The sequence below is a fragment of the Streptomyces acidicola genome, from assembly GCF_009377235.1.
Classification (GTDB): Bacteria; Actinomycetota; Actinomycetes; order Streptomycetales; family Streptomycetaceae; genus Streptomyces; species Streptomyces acidicola.
In genome coordinates this window covers 1-17029 of record NZ_VMNX01000207.1, presented here as the reverse complement: position 1 = coordinate 17029, position 17029 = coordinate 1, and the positions used below count along the sequence as shown (strand labels likewise).

Genomic DNA, 17029 nt, shown 5'->3' with positions numbered 1-17029 from the left:
CCCCCTACCCCACCAACTCGGACTACCCCACCAACTCGGACTACCCCACCAACTCGGACACCCTGGTCTCCCGGCGCCCTGGAAGAATCCGCGCCAACCAGTGCGACCGGACCGCTGTCAGAGGACCCAGGACGGCCAGCAGGAGCACATAGCCGGCAATGAAGGGCGACAACCGGGCATCCAGCCCCGCGGCAGCCGCCATCGTCGCGAGTATCAGCGCGAACTCTCCCCGCGCCAGCAACGTCGTGGCGATGTTCGCCGCGGGCCCCGGCCCGAAGGCGTACACACGCGCCGCCCCCAGCCCCGCCAGCACATTCATCGCCAGCGTCACGGCCACCGCCGCGAGAACCGGCCACAACACCGTCGGAAGATCACCGGGATCGATCGACAGACCGAACGCGAAGAAGAAGATCGCCCCGAAGGCGTCCCGCAGCGGGTGCACGAGCTTGCGTATACGCGCCCCCGACGCCGTGCTCCCCAGCATCAGGCCCACCATGAAGGCCCCGATCGCGTCCGCCACCCCGAACCACTCCGACACCCCGGCCACGAACACCGCCGCCCCGAGGAAGGAGATCACCAGCAGCTCGTCGTCCCGCGTGGAGAAGAGGCGCCCGATCACACGTGTCCCGAACCGCGCCACCAGCGCGAGGAGCAGCAGGAACCCGAACGCCTTGCCTGCGTCCAGCACCGCCGACGACAGGGAGTCCGCCCCGGACAGGATCGGCTGCAAGGCCGCGAGATACAGGGCGAGGAAGATGTCCTCGACCACGATGATCCCGAGAATCGGCTTGGTCTCCGGGTTGCCGAGCCGCCCCGTGTCCACCAGCACCTTGGTGACGATCGCGGACGACGAGATGCCGAGCACCCCGGCGAGGACGAGCGCCTCGGAGGTGCCCCACCCGAGGGCGAACCCGAAGGCCAGGCCCGCGCCCACGTTCAGCGCGAGATACGTGCCTCCGGCGAGCGCCATGCGGCGTCCGCCCGCCTTGAGGTCGTCCAGGTGGAACTCCAGGCCCAGGTAGAAGAGGAGCAGCACCAGGCCGAGCGCGGAGAGCATCTCCATGTCGTGCGGGTCCGAGACGAGCACGACGCCGGGGGTGTGCGGGCCGAGCAGGATCCCGGCCAGGATGAAGAGGGGAATGGTGGGTAGTCCTATGCGCCCGCCGAGGCGTGCGAGGACAGCGGCGGCGAGGAAAGCGCCGCCCATGGCGATGAGGGTGTCTGCGTGTCCGATGGGCTCGTCCTCCAGTTCGACCAGTCGGGCTGGTATGGCAAATGCAGCAAAGGAAGCGTCAAGAACGCGTCAATAGTTACTTTACCAAAGCATTCCGGAGTGAGCAGAGTTATCCACAGCCAGCAGACTGAAGCCCATGATCAACCTGACGCTCCCGGAAGTCGAAGCCCTCGCCCGTGAGGCGCACGCCGCCCAGACCGACAAGGCCGGACGGCCCTACGCGGAACACCTGCAGGCCGTGGCCGAGGGCGTGCGTGCCCGCGGCGGCGACGAGGAGCAGATCGCGGCGGCCTGGCTGCACGACGCGGTGGAGGACGAGGCGCTGTCGGAGGAGTGGCTGCGCGCCGCCGCACTGACGGACCGCACGAAGAGCGTCGTGCGGGCACTCACCAAGCGGGCGGGCGAGGCCCCTCAGGCGTACGCCGCGCGCATCCTGGCCACCCCGGGCGCCCTGCTGGTCAAGGAGGCCGACCTGGCGCACAACGCCGACCCCGCCCGGCTCTCGGCCCTCGACGAGGCGACCCGCGCCCGGCTGGAGAAGAAGTACGCCCACATGCGAAGCCTCCTCGGCCTGACGGCCGAGGAGGCAAAGGGTGAAGGGAGCTGAACGGTCAGCTCTTGGAGTCGGCCTTACCGACCATGGAATCGGCCTTACCGGCTTCGGGGCCGGTCCTGTCGGCCTTGTCGGCCTTGGCGCCGGACTGGCTGGACTCGCCGGTCCTGCCGGTCCTGTCGGAGCTGCCGGACTTGCCGCGCTCGCGCGCCAGCTCCGTCGCGTCCCGCCGGAACGCCCACTCCATCTTGGGCTCCATGGCGAACCGGAACATCCGCTGTACCGGCGGGGTGCAGAGCACGGTGATGATCGCCGCCGCGAGCAACGTGACGAAGATCTCGCCGACCGGCTGGTAGACCCAGTCGTAGGTGTCGTACCAGCCCCAGAAGCGGGACCCCTTCGCGAGGAAGCCGTGCAGCAGGTAGCCGTACAGCGTGCCCGCGCCGAGCACCGTGAACCACATCTTGCGACGCGGCACCCAGGCGAAGAAGCAGGCCATGAGCACCATCGAGCAACCGAAGAGCGCGAGCGTCATGACCACGCCGGCCCACCACGGGGCAGCCAGCTCCTGCGCGCTGTCACGGTGGTAGAACCACGCCGAGTTCATGCGCGGCGCCGCCCAGTACGCCACCACCAGCGCGGCCGCGAACACCGGCACTGCCAGGATCCGCACCTCGCGGCGCCGCATCAGCTGGAAGTGCTCGGGCTTCATGAACAGGCCCACGACGAAGAACGGCAGGAACTGCAGGACGCGTTGGAGGTCCAGGTCGTCGCCGATGTCGGGCGACACGGAGGCGAGCACGGCGATGGCGAGCGCGATCGGCACGGGCCAGCGCACGATCTTCCACAGTGGGGTCGTCATCCGCCACACGAACAGCGCGATCAGGAACCAGGTGAGGTACCACGGGTCGAGCAGGCTGATCGGGTGGCCCGGGTCGTCGTCGGCCCAGCGCTTGAAGAGGGAGTACGCGACCTCGAAGATCACATATGGGACGGCGACTCCGGTGACCAGGCGCCGGAGCCGGTCGGGGCGCATGTCGAAACTGCGCGAGAAGTAACCGGAGATGAGGATGAACGCCGGCATGTGGAACGTGTAGACGACCATGTAGAGCGCCTCGGCGGCGCGGCTCTGGCCGGTGAGGGGCTGCCAGGCATGGCCCATCGCGACGAGCACGATGGCCAGGTACTTGGCGTTGTCGAAGAACGCGTCGCGCTGTTTGACCGGTCTGGCGTCCGGCGCGGCGGCACTTGCGGCCGACCGCGCGATCTCGGGGGAACGCGGGCTCGGTGCGTCGTCCGTCGACTGCTGAGCCGGGGGAAGTGGTGCCCTGGGGCCGTGCGGTCGCAGCGAGTTCGTCACAAACCCTCCCGCCGGGAAGTCCGGGGAGCGGTCCGGGTACTCGCTGCGCGTGCGGAGGTCGAGGCAGCGGTGAACATCTGAGGCACCCTAGCGTTGTCTGTGCGATTTAGTAAAACTCTCGACGTGAATCCTGCATTACCCCCGCGAGTACCCGGGATTTGAGGAAGGGTTACGCGCCGAATTCCGGACCGTAGGCGTGCCGTTTGCTGCCCTTCTGTCCTCATTCTTCCGGACTAAATGGTGCATAACGTTCGCGGGCGACTCTGGTGAAATGTCCACTTTCGCGGGCCCCTTGGTGTGCCTGTGGCAACAATTCGAATTAACTGCGAACAGGATGTGTGTGCATCGAAACGATCACCTCTGAATTCGACTGTCGATGGCCTCTCGAATTGCCGTGCGGTGTGTGGCCGTTGGGGACGAGGGTGTGCAGGTCCAGTACGGGGACCGGCCAACGTTGGCTCACCAGCCGCATAGGTGGGCCGGGTTGGTGGCACGATGGTTCCGACGGGGGTGTGCGGGGCCGGCACTCCCGGGCCGGGTGAGCGGACCGACCGAGGGTGTGATGAGTTGTGGCCATTTCGCTGTCAGTGGTGCTGCTGTTGGCGATCATCCTTGTGGTGCTGATAAGAGGGGGGAACCTCAAGGCCGGACCTGCGGTCGTCGCCATACTCTTCGGCTTCTTCCTTGCCTCGACCGGCATGGCCGACGACATCCAGCGGTTCCTCAACTCCATAGCTGAGACCGTCAACTCGATCCAGTTCTAGCGTTACGGGGATGGCGCTGCGCGACTCGGACCCGTCGGCGGCGGGCGGTCACCGCACCGAGGACCGCCTCGGCACCGACGGCACACGCGTCGCCAATCTTCGCGTGCTCGGACTCCGGTCACCGGCTCTCGATCAAGGCCGTCGAGGTCGTCCAGGTGGTTGAGGTGGTTGAGGTCGTCGAGGTCGTCCACCGGCGGTACGCGGACGGTCGGCGGTGCCTTCACCGCCCCCGTCGTGGACATGTACGCCGACTCGCTCACCCGCACGACGTGGGGCCGGCCGCGGGCTGCCCTGAGTGACGGGCTGGCCAGGCTCACCGCATGAACAAGGCCCGAGCGGAGTTTTCGATCTCCAGCCCGGGCCTAGTCACGGTGGAGCGGGCGACGGGAATCGAACCCGCGTAGCTAGTTTGGAAGACTAGGGCTCTACCATTGAGCTACGCCCGCACAGGTCGCGCCGCAGGTCAGGTGACCGCGGCACAGGAGGCATCGTAGCGGGTCCGGTGCCCTCACCGCACACCCCGTTTCCCGGTCGCACCGGCGTGCAACCGGTGCTCCTGAAATGCGGCAGCCGCACTGCCTGCGGGCATGTACCCTACGTGTCGCACCAGACGGGGTGTGGCGCAGCTTGGTAGCGCGTCCGCTTTGGGAGCGGAAGGCCGTGGGTTCAAATCCCGCCACCCCGACCACCAGCCGGAACCCGCCACGGGGAGCCCGGAGCGTCAGGCTCTCCTTTTGGGGCGCGTACCGCCTGCGGTTACTATGCAAGCTGCGCGCCCGTGTGTCTGCACCGTTACGTCTCTCAGGGCCCGCGAATCCGCTGAGGCTCCGTCCGGTCATCCGTACCGGCAGCAGCGAGCAGCAGAAACCCAAGAAGTCAGCCACAAGGAGACCGAACCGTGAAGAGCGCCGTGGAGACCCTGAACCCGACCCGGGTTCGGCTCACTGTCGAGGTGCCCTTCGAGGAGCTCAAGGACAGCCTCGACGCGGCGTACAAGAAGATCAACCAGCAGGTCACGGTGAAGGGCTTCCGCAAGGGCAAGATCCCGGCCCGGGTCATCGACCAGCGGTTCGGTCGGGGCGCCGTGCTGGAGGAGGCCGTCAACGACGCGCTTCCGAAGCTCTACACCGAGGCGGTCAACGAGGCCGAGCTGAACGTCCTCGGCCAGCCCGAGGTCGACATCACGGAGCTGAAGGACGGCGAGACGCTGAACTTCACCGCCGAGGTCGACATCCGCCCGACCATCGAGATCCCGGACTACTCCGGCATCGAGGTCGAGGTCGACGCCGTCGAGGTCACGGACGAGGACATCGCCGAGTCGGTCGAGCAGCTCCGTGAGCGCTTCGCCTCGACGTCCCCCGTCGAGCGTGCCGCCGAGGACGGCGACGTCGTGACGATCGACCTGGAGGCCAAGGTCGAGGGCGAGGTGCTGGAGGACGGCGTCGCGAACGGCGTCTCCTACACCATCGGCTCCGGCGAGCTGCTCGACGGCATCGACGACGCCGTGAAGGGCCTGGAGGCCGGTGGCGAGGCCACCTTCGCCTCCGAGCTCAAGGGCGGCTCGGCGGCCGGCAAGGAGGCCGAGGTGACGGTCAAGGTCACCCAGGTCGCCGCCCGGGAGCTGCCCGAGCTGGACGACGAGTTCGCGCAGCTCGCGTCCGAGTTCGACACGCTGGAGGAGCTGAGGGCGGACAGCCGTAAGCGCCTGGAGAACATGAAGCAGTACGACCAGGCCACGCAGGCCCAGGAGCGCGTCCTGGAGAAGCTGCTGGAGCTCGTCGAGGTGCCCGTCCCCGAGAAGCTGCTCGAGGACGAGATCAACACCCGCAAGCACAACCTGGAGCACCACCAGCTCGGCCAGATGGGCCTCACCCTCGACAAGTACCTGGAGCTCCAGGGCAAGACGGCCGAGGAGTTCGAGGAGGAGACGCGCGAGGCCGCGGTCAAGGGCATCAAGACCCAGTTCGTCCTCGACGAGCTGGTCTCCAGGGAGAAGCTGAACGTCAACCAGGAGGAGCTGACGGAGCACCTGATGCGCCGTGCCGCCTCCTCCGGCATGTCTCCCGACCAGTTCGCCCAGGCGGTCGTCGAGGGCGGCCAGGTTCCGCTCCTCGTCGGCGAGGTCGCCCGCGGTAAGGCCCTGGCCCTGGTCGTCGAGGCCACGACGGTCAAGGACACCAACGGCGAGATCGTGGACCTGGACGACGACGAGGACGAGGAGGAGGCGGCGGGCTCTGCGGAGGGCTCCGCCGAGACCCCGGCCGAGGCGAAGCCGGAGACCAAGCCGGAGGCCTGACCCCCACGGCACCCGTGAAGCACCCCTGACGGGCCCCGAGGCCGCACCTGTGCGCCTCGGGGCCCGTCGGCGTTCCCATGGCCTGTGCCACGCGGACTCGGCGGTGGGCCGGACGCCTCGGCGCTTGCGCCTGTGGGGCGGGTGCGTGTGTGTCCGCGCGTCCTGGTGGCCCGGGCGCCTCGCGGTTGCCCGTGGGCGGGTGCATGCGCGGCTGCCCCGCCGCTGCGGCTTGGGCGCCTTCGCGTTTGTTCGTGGGCGGGTGCATGCGCGGCTGCCCCGCCGCTGCGGCTTGGGCGCCTACGCGGTTGTTCGTGGGTCGGGTGCGCGCCGGGAGGTCTCCGTCCTCGGTCCGGCGGGTCTGTGGGGTGTCGTATGTGCTCGGCGGCGGACGCCGGCCGCTGCGGGCGGACACCTCCCGGCACACCCCCTTACGTGCGTACGCGGCTGCCGGTGCGTCGGGGTGCGGGTGCGGGTGCGGGTGCGGGTGCGGGTGCGGCTTGCGGTGCGCGTACGGGTGCGGGCACGGCTGCCGGTGTCGACAGGTGCGGGCCCGGCTTTCGGTGCGCGGACGGCGCGGACATGGCTGCTGGTGCCGGTGGTGCCGGTGGTGCCGGTGGTGCCGATGGTGCCGGTGATCCGGGTGGTGCCGGTGGTGCGGGTGTGGTGGTGCAGGTGGTGCTGGCGGTGCCCGTGGTGCGTTGGGGCCGGTGCGCGGGCCGGTGAGGGCATGGCTGGCGGCGCATAGGCGATGCGGTCGGCGTGCGGCACGGTTCGCTGCTGGGCTCGGGCGAGCCCAAGCATTCAGGGGCGCGGGGAACTGCGCGACCAGCCACAACGCACCCGCAGCCGCCCACCGACGGAAACCCGGCAGACGAACCCGGCGGCCCGGGGCCCGGGGCGGAGCCCCGTGGCGGTGCCCCGGGCAGAGGGCCACTCACACCCGGGGCGAGCCCGACGAACCCCCGACCCAGCGGAGCGCATGCGCTGACAGCGAACAGTTCCCTCTGCGGGATTCCCCGGAGGGACCCGCGCGTTAGGGTCCATGAATACGAGGGCAGGGAAGTCCCCGGAGCAGCCCCGACAGGGGCGCGCACGGGGTACCAGGCCCCAGCAGAAGACGTGAGACGGCCCGGCGCCGTCGTAAGACGAGCAGGTGGATTACGTGACGAATCTGATGCCCTCCGCCGCCGGCGAGCCTTCCATCGGTGGCCTCGGCGACCAGGTCTACAACCGGCTGCTCGGCGAGCGGATCATTTTCCTCGGCCAGCCGGTCGACGACGACATCGCGAACAAGATCACCGCACAGCTGCTGCTCCTTGCCGCTGACCCCGACAAGGACATCAACCTGTACATCAACAGCCCAGGCGGCTCGATCACGGCCGGTATGGCGATCTACGACACCATGCAGTTCATCAAGAACGACGTGGTGACCATCGCCATGGGCCTCGCCGCCTCCATGGGCCAGTTCCTGCTCAGCGCGGGCACGCCGGGCAAGCGCTTCGCGCTGCCGAACGCCGAGATCCTGATCCACCAGCCCTCCGCCGGCCTCGCCGGTTCGGCCTCCGACATCAAGATCCACGCCGAGCGGCTGCTGCACACCAAGAAGCGCATGGCCGAGCTCACGGCGCACCACACCGGCCAGTCGGTCGATCAGGTCACCCGCGACTCCGACCGTGACCGCTGGTTCGACGCCTACGAGGCCAAGGACTACGGCCTCATCGACGACGTCATCACCCACGCCGCCAGCTTGCCGGGCGGCGGCGGCACCGGGGCCGCGTAACCGGCGCGCGCCGGGCGCGCGCCGGAGTCACCGCACACCGGCGCACGACTCCGCGCAGCCGTACGGACCGTACAGACCGCACAGGCGGTACGAGCCGTACAACGGAACCGCACCCACGCGACCAGGTACGACGACGGACGACGGATCGGGAAACGGGTCGGGAAAGGATGGGGACCGCGGGGCAACCCGGTCCCGGTTCCGCTCCCGATGCCGATCATCGAGGCGACGTACGACGATGGAAGCGAGGGGACCGCGGCCCCGTACGACGGCGCGCGGCGACGCACCAGCACCCCGGCGACCCCGTAGGCCCCAAGACCCCCAGCCGACCGCCTCAGCCCCTCTCAGGCTCCCAGGAGACACAGTGAACGACTTCCCCGGCAGCGGCCTCTACGACCGTGCGCGCGCCCAGTACAGCGGCCCCACGGCCGAGTCCCGCTATGTCATCCCGCGCTTCGTCGAGCGCACCTCCCAGGGCGTGCGTGAGTACGACCCGTACGCGAAGCTCTTCGAGGAGCGTGTGATCTTCCTCGGCGTGCAGATCGACGACGCCTCCGCCAACGACGTCATGGCGCAGCTGCTGTGCCTGGAGTCGATGGACCCCGACCGGGACATCTCGGTCTACATCAACAGCCCGGGCGGCTCCTTCACCGCGCTCACGGCCATCTACGACACGATGCAGTTCGTGAAGCCGGACATCCAGACGGTCTGCATGGGCCAGGCGGCCTCCGCCGCCGCCATCCTGCTGGCCGCCGGTACGCCCGGCAAGCGCATGGCGCTGCCGAACGCCCGCGTGCTGATCCACCAGCCGTACAGCGAGACCGGCCGCGGCCAGGTCTCCGACCTGGAGATCGCCGCCAACGAGATCCTCCGGATGCGCTCGCAGCTGGAGGAGATGCTGGCCAAGCACTCCACCACGCCGATCGACAAGATCCGCGAGGACATCGAGCGCGACAAGATCCTCACGGCCGAGGACGCGCTCTCGTACGGCCTGATCGATCAGATCATCTCGACCCGGAAAATGAACAACGAGTCCGTCCGCTAGGACGGGTGGGGGAGTATCGTCTGCCGCCCCTTGGCATGGTTTGGCACGGTGCACGTCAAAGTGAACCGTGCCAAGGGGGGCCCGAACGTGGGGCCCGGCAAGGTACCGTCGGACATAAGGCAGCACCAGGAGCCGCTGGACCTAGGCGTCTCCCAGGCGAAGGGGAAGCACACCGTGGCACGCATCGGTGACGGCGGCGATCTGCTCAAGTGCTCGTTCTGCGGCAAGAGCCAGAAGCAGGTCAAGAAGCTCATCGCAGGCCCCGGTGTGTACATCTGCGACGAGTGCATCGATCTCTGCAACGAGATCATCGAGGAGGAGCTCGCGGAAACCAGCGAGGTCCGCTGGGAGGAGCTCCCGAAGCCCCGCGAGATCTACGAGTTCCTGGAGGGGTACGTCGTCGGCCAGGAGGCCGCGAAGAAGGCCCTCTCGGTCGCGGTGTACAACCACTACAAACGCGTCCAGGCCGGTGAGAACGGCGGGGCGAACAGCCGTGACGACGCCATCGAGCTGGCGAAGTCCAACATCCTGTTGCTCGGCCCCACGGGCTCGGGCAAGACCCTGCTGGCCCAGACCCTGGCCCGGATGCTCAACGTCCCGTTCGCCATCGCCGACGCGACGGCGCTCACGGAGGCGGGGTACGTGGGCGAGGACGTCGAGAACATCCTGCTGAAGCTCATCCAGGCCGCCGACTACGACGTCAAGAAGGCCGAGACCGGGATCATCTACATCGACGAGATCGACAAGGTGGCCCGCAAGAGCGAGAACCCGTCGATCACCCGGGACGTGTCGGGTGAGGGTGTCCAGCAGGCCCTCCTGAAGATCCTTGAGGGCACGACGGCCTCCGTCCCGCCCCAGGGCGGGCGCAAGCACCCGCACCAGGAGTTCATCCAGATCGACACGACGAACGTCCTGTTCATCGTGGGCGGTGCCTTCGCCGGTCTGGAGAAGATCATCGAGTCCCGGGCGGGCGCGAAGGGCATCGGCTTCGGCGCGACCATCCGCTCCAAGCGCGAGCTGGAGTCCAAGGACCAGTTCGAGGACGTCATGCCCGAGGACCTGGTCAAGTTCGGCATGATCCCCGAGTTCATCGGCCGTCTGCCCGTCATCACCTCGGTCCACAACCTCGACCGCAAGGCCCTCCTCCAGATCCTGGTGGAGCCGCGCAACGCGCTCGTGAAGCAGTACCAGCGCCTCTTCGAACTCGACGGTGTGGAGCTGGACTTCGAGCGCGAGGCCCTGGAGGCCATCGCCGACCAGGCCATCCTCCGCCAGACCGGCGCCCGTGGCCTGCGCGCCATCATGGAGGAGGTCCTCCAGGCGGTCATGTACGAGGTCCCGTCCCGCAAGGACGTGGCCCGCGTGGTCATCACGGCGGACGTCGTCCTGTCGAACGTGAACCCGACGCTGATCCCGCGCGACGCCCGCGGCCGCGGCTCGGGCGAGCAGAAGACGGCGTAGCCGCCGCGCGTGCGACAGCGAGGGGCCCCGGTCAACCGACCGGGGCCCCTTCGTAGTTGAACAGTGCTGAACAGTGCTGAACAGTTCGCAGTTGAACAGCCGCTCCGCGGGATCAGGCCTTGACGCGGACTTCCTTACGGAGCTTGGCGGCGGTCTCGGCCGTCTCGGCCGGGTCCGCGCTCTTGCCCGCCGCGATGTCCGAGTACTCCATCGGCATCACAAAACCGAGCGTGCTGTGGTCGGCCCAGACGCAGTAGACGATGCTCAGCTCGCTCGGCCCGCCCGCCGTACCCCCGGTCGGCGCCTTGCCCTTGGCCGTCTGGCACTTCATGACGGCGCCGTCGAGCGAGCTCGGCGTGTACGCCTGCGGGCTGCCCTCGAAGGTGACGTCCTTCTCGGCGTCCGTCTTCTGCATGGCGAAGAACCCGTCGACCGCCTTCTCCGGGTCCTCGATCTCGCCGTAGATGCCGCCGAAGGTGATCATCTTCCCGGCCAGCGGGTTGCCGCTGTCCTTGCCCGCCTCGTAGTTGGCGCTGACGTCCTGGGGGTTCGTGATGCCCCAGCTCTCCGCCGTCTTCAGGTCGCTCGAACTCATGCCGTCGCCGCCGCCGGTGGACTTCTTGTACTCGGTGAGCACGGTCTCCGGCGTCGTCAGCTTGTGCGGCCCGTCGTCCGCGATGTCCGAACCACCACCGCCACGGCTCCCGCCGAACGCGAAGTACGCACCCACGGCGATCACGGCCACGACGGCCACCGCGCCGATGACGAGGCCCGTCTTCTTGTTGCCGCCACCGGGAGCCGGCGGCTGGGGAACCCCGTAGGGCTGCTGGCCGTACGGAGCCTGCTGACCGTACCCGGGCTGCTGGCCGTAGGGCGGCTGCTGCGGGGGAACACCAGGGGGCGTGCCCTGGGGGGCCTGCTGGGGGTACCCGTAGCCGGGCTGCGCGGGAGGGGCCGGCGGCGGCGCCTGCTGCGGGTAGCCGTAGCCGGGCTGCGCGGGGGGCGTCTGCGGCGGCTGGCCGTAGGGGCCCGGCTGGCCGTACGGCCCCGGCTGCTGGGGCTGCCCGCCGTACGGGCCCGGCTGGTTGTAGCTCATTTCTGGGTTCCCCTCCAGATGCTTATGTTTCGCTGACATCCTCGCCCAGACCGGGAGCGGGCGTTCCGTCGGGGTGCGTACCGTTACAGAACAAACGCGTTTCGGGACTGCCCCGTGACACCCCTAAACTGAGCCCGTGACCGAGAACGCTCAGCAGCAGCCCACAGCGCCCAGCACCGAACTGCCGACCCAGTACGCGCCGGCCGAGGTAGAGGGGCCGCTGTACGAGCGCTGGGTTGAGCGGGGTTACTTCGAGGCGGACGAGAAGAGCGACAAGCCGCCGTACACCGTCGTCATCCCGCCGCCGAACGTCACCGGCAGCCTGCACCTCGGGCACGCCTTCGAGCACACGCTCATCGACGCCCTCACCCGCCGCAAGCGCATGCAGGGTTACGAGACGCTGTGGCAGCCCGGCATGGACCACGCCGGCATCGCCACGCAGAACGTCGTCGAGCGCGAGCTGGGGAAGGAAGGGAAGTCCCGGCACGACCTCGGTCGTGAGGCCTTCGTCGAGCGCGTCTGGCAGTGGAAGGCCGAGTCCGGCGGGCAGATCAGCGGACAGATGCGCCGCCTCGGCGACGGCGTCGCCTGGTCGCGTGAGCGCTTCACCATGGACGAGGGGCTTTCCCAGGCCGTCCAGACCATCTTCAAGCGGCTCTACGACGACGAGCTGATCTACCGCGCCGAGCGCATCATCAACTGGTGCCCCCGCTGTCTTACGGCCATCTCGGACATCGAGGTCGAGTACCAGGACGACGACGGTGAGCTCGTCTCGATGAAGTACGGCGAGGGGGACGACACCATCGTCGTCGCCACGACCCGTGCCGAGACCATGCTCGGTGACACGGCGGTCGCCGTTCACCCCGAGGACGAGCGGTACAAGCACCTGATCGGCAAGCTCATCAGGCTGCCGCTGACCGACCGTTCGATCCCGGTCGTCGCCGACGAGCACGTCGACCCCGAGTTCGGCACGGGCGCCGTCAAGGTCACCCCGGCCCACGACCCGAACGACTTCGAGATCGGCCAGCGCCACAACCTGCCGTCCCTCACCGTCATGGACGAGCACGCGGTCATCACCGTCCACGGCCCCTTCCAGGGCCTGGACCGGCTCGAAGCCCGTTCCGCCATCGTCGCCGCGCTGCGCGCCGAGGGCCGGATCGTCGCCGAGAAGCGGCCGTACGTCCACTCCGTCGGCCACTGCTCGCGCTGCAAGACCACCATCGAGCCGCGTCTGTCCATGCAGTGGTGGGTCAAGGTCGGCCCGCTGGCGAAGGCGGCGGGTGACGCCGTCCGTGACGGACGCGTCAAGATCCATCCACAGGAGATGGAGAAGCGGTACTTCGACTGGGTCGACAACCTCCACGACTGGTGCATTTCCCGGCAGCTGTGGTGGGGTCACCGCATCCCGGTCTGGTACGGGCCGAACGGCGAGGTCGTCTGCGTCGGCCCGAACGACGAGGCCCCGTCCGGCGAGGGCTGGCATCAGGACACCGACGTCCTCGACACCTGGTTCTCCTCCGGCCTGTGGCCCTTCTCGACCCTCGGCTGGCCCGAACAGACCGAGTCGCTCGCGAAGTTCTATCCGAACTCCGTCCTGGTCACCGGCTACGACATCCTCTTCTTCTGGGTCGCCCGGATGATGATGTTCGGCCTGTACGCGATGGACGGCACCCCGCCGTTCCACACCATCGCCCTGCACGGCATGGTCCGCGACCAGTTCGGCAAGAAGATGTCGAAGTCCTTCGGAAACGCGGTCAACCCGCTGGACTGGATGGACAAGTACGGCTCCGACGCGCTCAGGTTCACGCTGGCTCGAGGCGCCAACCCCGGTGTCGACGTGCCGATCGGCGAGGACTGGGTCCAGGGCTCCCGCAACTTCGCCAACAAGATCTGGAACGCCACGCGCTTCGCGCTCATGAACGGCGCGACGGTCGAGGGCCCGCTGCCGGACGCCGCGAAGATGTCGGCGACCGACCGCTGGATCCTCTCCCGCCTGAACTCCGTCGTTGCCGAAGTCGACGCGTTCTACGAGGACTTCCAGTTCGCCAAGCTGTCCGACGCGCTGTTCCACTTCGCCTGGGACGAGGTCTTCGACTGGTACGTCGAGCTGTCCAAGACGACGTTCCAGGCGGGCGGAGAGGCGGCCGAGGTCAGCAAGCGCGTCCTGGGTGAGGTGCTGGACGTCACGCTGAAGCTGCTGCACCCGGTCGTCCCGTTCGTGACGGAGACGCTGTGGACCACCCTCACGGGCGGCGAGTCGGTCGTCATCGCCGACTGGCCGAAGGACAGTGGCTTCCGGGACGCGGCGGCCGAGAAGGAGATCGAAACGCTCCAGTCCGTCATCACCGAGGTCCGCCGCTTCCGCGCCGACCAGGGCCTCCAGCCCGGCCAGCGGGTCCCGGCCCGCCTGGAGCTCGGCAGCACCGCGCTCGCCCCGCACGAGGCCGCCATCCGCCAGCTGCTCCGGCTCCAGCCGGAGGGCGAGGGCTTCTCGGCGACGGCCACGCTGCCGGTGGCGGGCGCCGAGGTCGCGCTGGACCTCTCCGGCGTGATCGACGTGGCCGCCGAGCGCAAGCGGCTCGCCAAGGACCTCGCGGCAGCCGAGAAGGAGAAGGGCCAGGCCACGGCGAAGCTCGGCAACGAGGCGTTCCTCGCGAAGGCCCCGGACCAGGTCGTGGAGAAGATCCGCACGCGGCTCGCGAAGGCGGACGAGGACATCACGCGGATCCAGGCACAGCTGGAGCGACTGCCGCAGGCGTAGCCGTTCATAGCCGTTCGTACGGTGTCGAAGGCCCCCGGAGCCACCAGGTTTTGGGGGCCCTGCGTCTGTGGGGCCGGGCGCCTCAAGCCTCTGTCGGTGCTCGTCCGTAGACTGGTCCCGTGAGTGAGCTCCCCCCGCACGACAGCAGTGCGCAGCCCGACCCCGTCGACTCCTTCGAGGAGATCATCGCGGCCGAGACGGGTCGCGACCCCGATCTCGCGGTGATCGAGGCGGGCAGCCGTACCCTGCGCACCCAGGGCGGGCCGCCGGGGGCCGACGTGCCCGCGCGGCCGGCCGACCCCGAGGCCGACAAGGCCCTGCGCGAGGTCGAGGCGGAACTGGCCACGCGCTGGGGTGAGACCAAGCTGGAGCCGTCGGTCTCGCGGATCGCCGCGCTGATGGACGTACTGGGGGAGCCGCAGCGGTCGTACCCCTCCATCCACATCACGGGGACCAATGGCAAGACGTCCACCGCCCGCATGATCGAGGCGCTGCTGGGCGCCTTCGAGCTGCGTACCGGCCGCTACACCTCGCCGCACGTCCAGTCGATCACCGAGCGGATCAGCCTGGACGGAGCCCCCATGGGGGCCGAGCGGTTCGTCGAGACGTACCAGGACATCAAGCCGTACATCGAGATGGTGGACGACCGGCAGGAGTTCCGGCTGTCCTTCTTCGAGGTGCTCACGGGCATGGCGTACGCGGCCTTCGCGGACGCGCCCGTGGACGTGGCCGTCGTCGAGGTGGGCATGGGCGGCAGCTGGGACGCCACCAACGTCATCGATGCCGACGTGGCCGTCGTGACGCCCATAGACCTCGACCACACCGACCGGCTCGGCAGCACGCCCGGTGAGATCGCCGGGGAGAAGGCGGGCATCGTCAAGCAGGACGCGACGGTGATCCTCGCCCAGCAGCCGGTCGACGCGGCGCAGGTGCTGCTGAAGAAGGCCGTCGAAGTGGACGCGACCGTGGCGCGGGAGGGCCTGGAGTTCGGGGTCGTCGGCCGGCAGGTCGCGGTCGGCGGACAACTGCTCACGCTGCGCGGGCTCGGCGGCGAGTACGAGGAGCTGTTCCTGCCGCTGCACGGTGCCTACCAGGCGCACAACGCGGCGGTGGCGCTCGCGGCGGTCGAGGCGTTCTTCGGGGTCGGCTCGCAGCGGCCGGAGCCGCTCGACATCGACACCGTCCGCAAGGCGTTCGCGTCCGTCGCCTCTCCCGGGCGCCTTGAGGTCGTACGGCGCTCTCCGACGGTCGTGCTGGACGCCGCCCACAATCCGGCGGGCGCGCGCGCCACGGCGGACGCGGTGAGCGAGGTGTTCGACTTCAGCCGGCTGATCGGGGTCGTGGGCGCGAGCGGCGACAAGAACGTGCGGGGGCTGCTGGAGGCCTTCGAGCCGATCTTCGCCGAGGTCGTGATCACCCAGAACTCCAGCCATCGCGCGATGGACGCGGACGAGCTGGCCGCGATCGCGGTGGAGGTGTTCGGGGACGAGCGTGTCCAGGTCGAGCCGCGGCTCGACGACGCCCTGGAGGCGGCGATCACGCTCGCCGAGGAGGAGGGCGAGTACGCGGGCGGTGGCGTCCTCGTCACCGGGTCCGTGATCACCGTCGGCGAGGCCCGACTGCTGCTGGGGAGGGGCTGAGTCCCGTGCGTACGCTGTGTGCTTCGACGCTGATCGGTGAGTTCTTCGTCATCGGGTTCGCCGGGCTGGTCGCGATGAAGGACCCGGACCTGTCCATGAGTACGGTGTGGACGGTCTGCGGTGTCGCGATGGCGCTGTGCCTTCTGCTGTGCGGGCTGATCACGCGACCTGGTGGGGTGCAGCTCGGCTGGGCGCTCCAGATCGCGCTGATCGCCTCCGGTTTCGTCGTCCCGGTCATGTTCTTCCTGGGAGCGGTCTTCGCGGCGCTGTGGTGGGCGTCCGTCCACTTCGGGCGGAAGGTGGACGAGGCGAAGGCGCGGTTCGCCGCGCAGGGGGCGGCGGCCCAGGGAGTGCCGGGCGAGGCGTCCACCGGCGCCGGGGCTTCCTGATGCCGCTCTAACGGCATCCTGACGCTGTGTGACGCTCCAACGAGCACGCCCTGTAGCCTCTGAGCTCCGCACACTTGTGAAATTGAAGGAGTCACCGTCGTGAGCCAGCGCACCCTTGTCCTCCTCAAGCCCGACGCCGTTCGTCGTGGGCTGACCGGCGAGATCATCAGCCGTATCGAGCGCAAGGCCGGATGGCGGATCACTGCGCTGGAGCTGCGCACGCTGGACCAGGAGACGCTGGAGCAGCACTACGGGGAGCACAAGGGCAAGCCGTTCTACGAGCCGCTGGTCGAGTTCATGGCGTCCGGGCCCGTGGTCGCGCTGATCGTGGAGGGTGAGCGGGTCATCGAGGGGCTGCGTGCGCTGGCGGGGCCGACGGACCCGATCGCCGCCGCGCCCGGGTCGATCCGGGGCGACTACGGCGTCATCGTCCGCGAGAACCTCATCCACGCGTCCGACTCCGAGGAGTCCGCCGAGCGCGAGGTGAAGATCTTCTTCCCCGGCCGCGCGTAACGCCTCCGGCGACGGCCCGGTCCCGCGGTGTGCGGGTCCGGGCCGTCGGTGGTCGCGCGGGGGTTTCCTCGCCCCCGCCGCCCCTACCCGTCCCATCCCTGGTGGCTGCCGCCCCCGGACCCTCCGTTCGGTGGCTGGGG

The 17029-nt window shown here is 69.0% G+C and carries 15 protein-coding genes and 2 tRNA genes; 12 read left to right on the top strand and 5 right to left on the bottom strand.

Going from position 1 to position 17029, the window contains the following annotated elements:
- Nucleotides 1-40: 40 nt before the first annotated feature.
- Nucleotides 41-1207 carry a cation:proton antiporter gene (locus tag FPZ41_RS35795; RefSeq protein ID WP_152867726.1) on the bottom strand — a complete coding sequence of 389 codons (1167 nt, stop codon included), beginning with the start codon at nucleotides 1205-1207 and terminating at the stop codon, nucleotides 41-43.
- Between the two features lie 163 nt (nucleotides 1208-1370).
- On the opposite strand from FPZ41_RS35795, the gene FPZ41_RS35790 reads away from it, so the two are divergent.
- Nucleotides 1371-1841: an HD domain-containing protein gene (locus FPZ41_RS35790; RefSeq protein WP_152867725.1), complete on the top strand. Its 471-nt coding sequence runs from the start codon at nucleotides 1371-1373 to the stop codon at nucleotides 1839-1841.
- A gap of 4 nt (nucleotides 1842-1845) precedes the next feature.
- Here the strand turns inward: FPZ41_RS35790 and FPZ41_RS35785 are convergent, their stop codons facing one another.
- Nucleotides 1846-3147, bottom strand: a complete 1302-nt coding sequence (locus FPZ41_RS35785; protein ID WP_322621144.1) for an acyltransferase family protein — start codon at nucleotides 3145-3147, stop codon at nucleotides 1846-1848.
- A gap of 569 nt (nucleotides 3148-3716) precedes the next feature.
- Here FPZ41_RS35785 and FPZ41_RS35780 point away from each other — a divergent pair.
- Together FPZ41_RS35780 and FPZ41_RS47485 are read left to right on the top strand one after the other, a co-directional pair.
- Entirely contained in the window at nucleotides 3717-3911 is a 195-nt protein-coding gene (locus FPZ41_RS35780) for a hypothetical protein (RefSeq protein ID WP_131570802.1), read from the top strand.
- Nucleotides 3912-4079: 168 nt separating this feature from the next.
- Nucleotides 4080-4235, top strand: coding sequence for a hypothetical protein (locus FPZ41_RS47485; RefSeq protein ID WP_194236332.1), 156 nt, complete (start codon nucleotides 4080-4082; stop codon nucleotides 4233-4235).
- 48 nt (nucleotides 4236-4283) lie between these two features.
- Here FPZ41_RS47485 and FPZ41_RS35775 read toward each other — a convergent pair.
- Nucleotides 4284-4357 (bottom strand) — tRNA-Gly (locus FPZ41_RS35775).
- A 165-nt stretch (nucleotides 4358-4522) separates the two neighbouring features.
- Here FPZ41_RS35775 and FPZ41_RS35770 point away from each other — a divergent pair.
- Nucleotides 4523-4599: transfer RNA gene (locus FPZ41_RS35770), tRNA-Pro, on the top strand.
- 210 nt (nucleotides 4600-4809) lie between these two features.
- Nucleotides 4810-6207 carry a trigger factor gene (gene tig / locus FPZ41_RS35765; protein ID WP_322621143.1) on the top strand — a complete coding sequence of 466 codons (1398 nt, stop codon included), beginning with the start codon at nucleotides 4810-4812 and terminating at the stop codon, nucleotides 6205-6207.
- Between the two features lie 297 nt (nucleotides 6208-6504).
- Here the strand turns inward: tig and FPZ41_RS47480 are convergent, their stop codons facing one another.
- Nucleotides 6505-6975, bottom strand: a complete 471-nt coding sequence (locus FPZ41_RS47480; protein ID WP_194236331.1) for a hypothetical protein — start codon at nucleotides 6973-6975, stop codon at nucleotides 6505-6507.
- Nucleotides 6976-7369: 394 nt separating this feature from the next.
- Here FPZ41_RS47480 and FPZ41_RS35755 point away from each other — a divergent pair, with 394 nt between their 5' ends.
- The 3 genes from FPZ41_RS35755 to clpX all read left to right on the top strand — a co-directional run bounded on the left by FPZ41_RS35755 (nucleotide 7370) and on the right by clpX (nucleotide 10490).
- Nucleotides 7370-7987 carry an ATP-dependent Clp protease proteolytic subunit gene (locus FPZ41_RS35755; RefSeq protein WP_165935218.1) on the top strand — a complete coding sequence of 206 codons (618 nt, stop codon included), beginning with the start codon at nucleotides 7370-7372 and terminating at the stop codon, nucleotides 7985-7987.
- Between the two features lie 361 nt (nucleotides 7988-8348).
- A complete protein-coding gene (locus FPZ41_RS35750; protein WP_131570798.1) occupies nucleotides 8349-9029 on the top strand; it encodes an ATP-dependent Clp protease proteolytic subunit in 681 nt (226 codons plus the stop codon).
- Between the two features lie 174 nt (nucleotides 9030-9203).
- Nucleotides 9204-10490 (top strand): ATP-dependent Clp protease ATP-binding subunit ClpX, encoded by a 1287-nt coding sequence (clpX, locus tag FPZ41_RS35745; protein WP_322621142.1) that lies wholly within the window; start codon nucleotides 9204-9206, stop codon nucleotides 10488-10490.
- A 112-nt stretch (nucleotides 10491-10602) separates the two neighbouring features.
- On the opposite strand, the gene FPZ41_RS35740 is transcribed toward clpX, so the two are convergent.
- Nucleotides 10603-11586 (bottom strand): hypothetical protein, encoded by a 984-nt coding sequence (locus FPZ41_RS35740; protein ID WP_152867724.1) that lies wholly within the window; start codon nucleotides 11584-11586, stop codon nucleotides 10603-10605.
- Nucleotides 11587-11722: 136 nt separating this feature from the next.
- Between FPZ41_RS35740 and FPZ41_RS35735 the strand changes: the two genes are divergently transcribed.
- The 4 genes from FPZ41_RS35735 to ndk all read left to right on the top strand — a co-directional run bounded on the left by FPZ41_RS35735 (nucleotide 11723) and on the right by ndk (nucleotide 16889).
- A complete protein-coding gene (locus FPZ41_RS35735) occupies nucleotides 11723-14347 on the top strand; it encodes a valine--tRNA ligase (protein WP_322621141.1) in 2625 nt (874 codons plus the stop codon).
- A gap of 119 nt (nucleotides 14348-14466) precedes the next feature.
- Nucleotides 14467-15987, top strand: coding sequence for a bifunctional tetrahydrofolate synthase/dihydrofolate synthase (gene folC / locus FPZ41_RS35730; RefSeq protein WP_322621140.1), 1521 nt, complete (start codon nucleotides 14467-14469; stop codon nucleotides 15985-15987).
- Between the two features lie 5 nt (nucleotides 15988-15992).
- Nucleotides 15993-16376 carry a DUF4233 domain-containing protein gene (locus tag FPZ41_RS35725; protein ID WP_322621139.1) on the top strand — a complete coding sequence of 128 codons (384 nt, stop codon included), beginning with the start codon at nucleotides 15993-15995 and terminating at the stop codon, nucleotides 16374-16376.
- Between the two features lie 99 nt (nucleotides 16377-16475).
- A complete protein-coding gene (gene ndk, locus FPZ41_RS35720; protein WP_131570790.1) occupies nucleotides 16476-16889 on the top strand; it encodes a nucleoside-diphosphate kinase in 414 nt (137 codons plus the stop codon).
- Nucleotides 16890-17029: the final 140 nt, after the last annotated feature.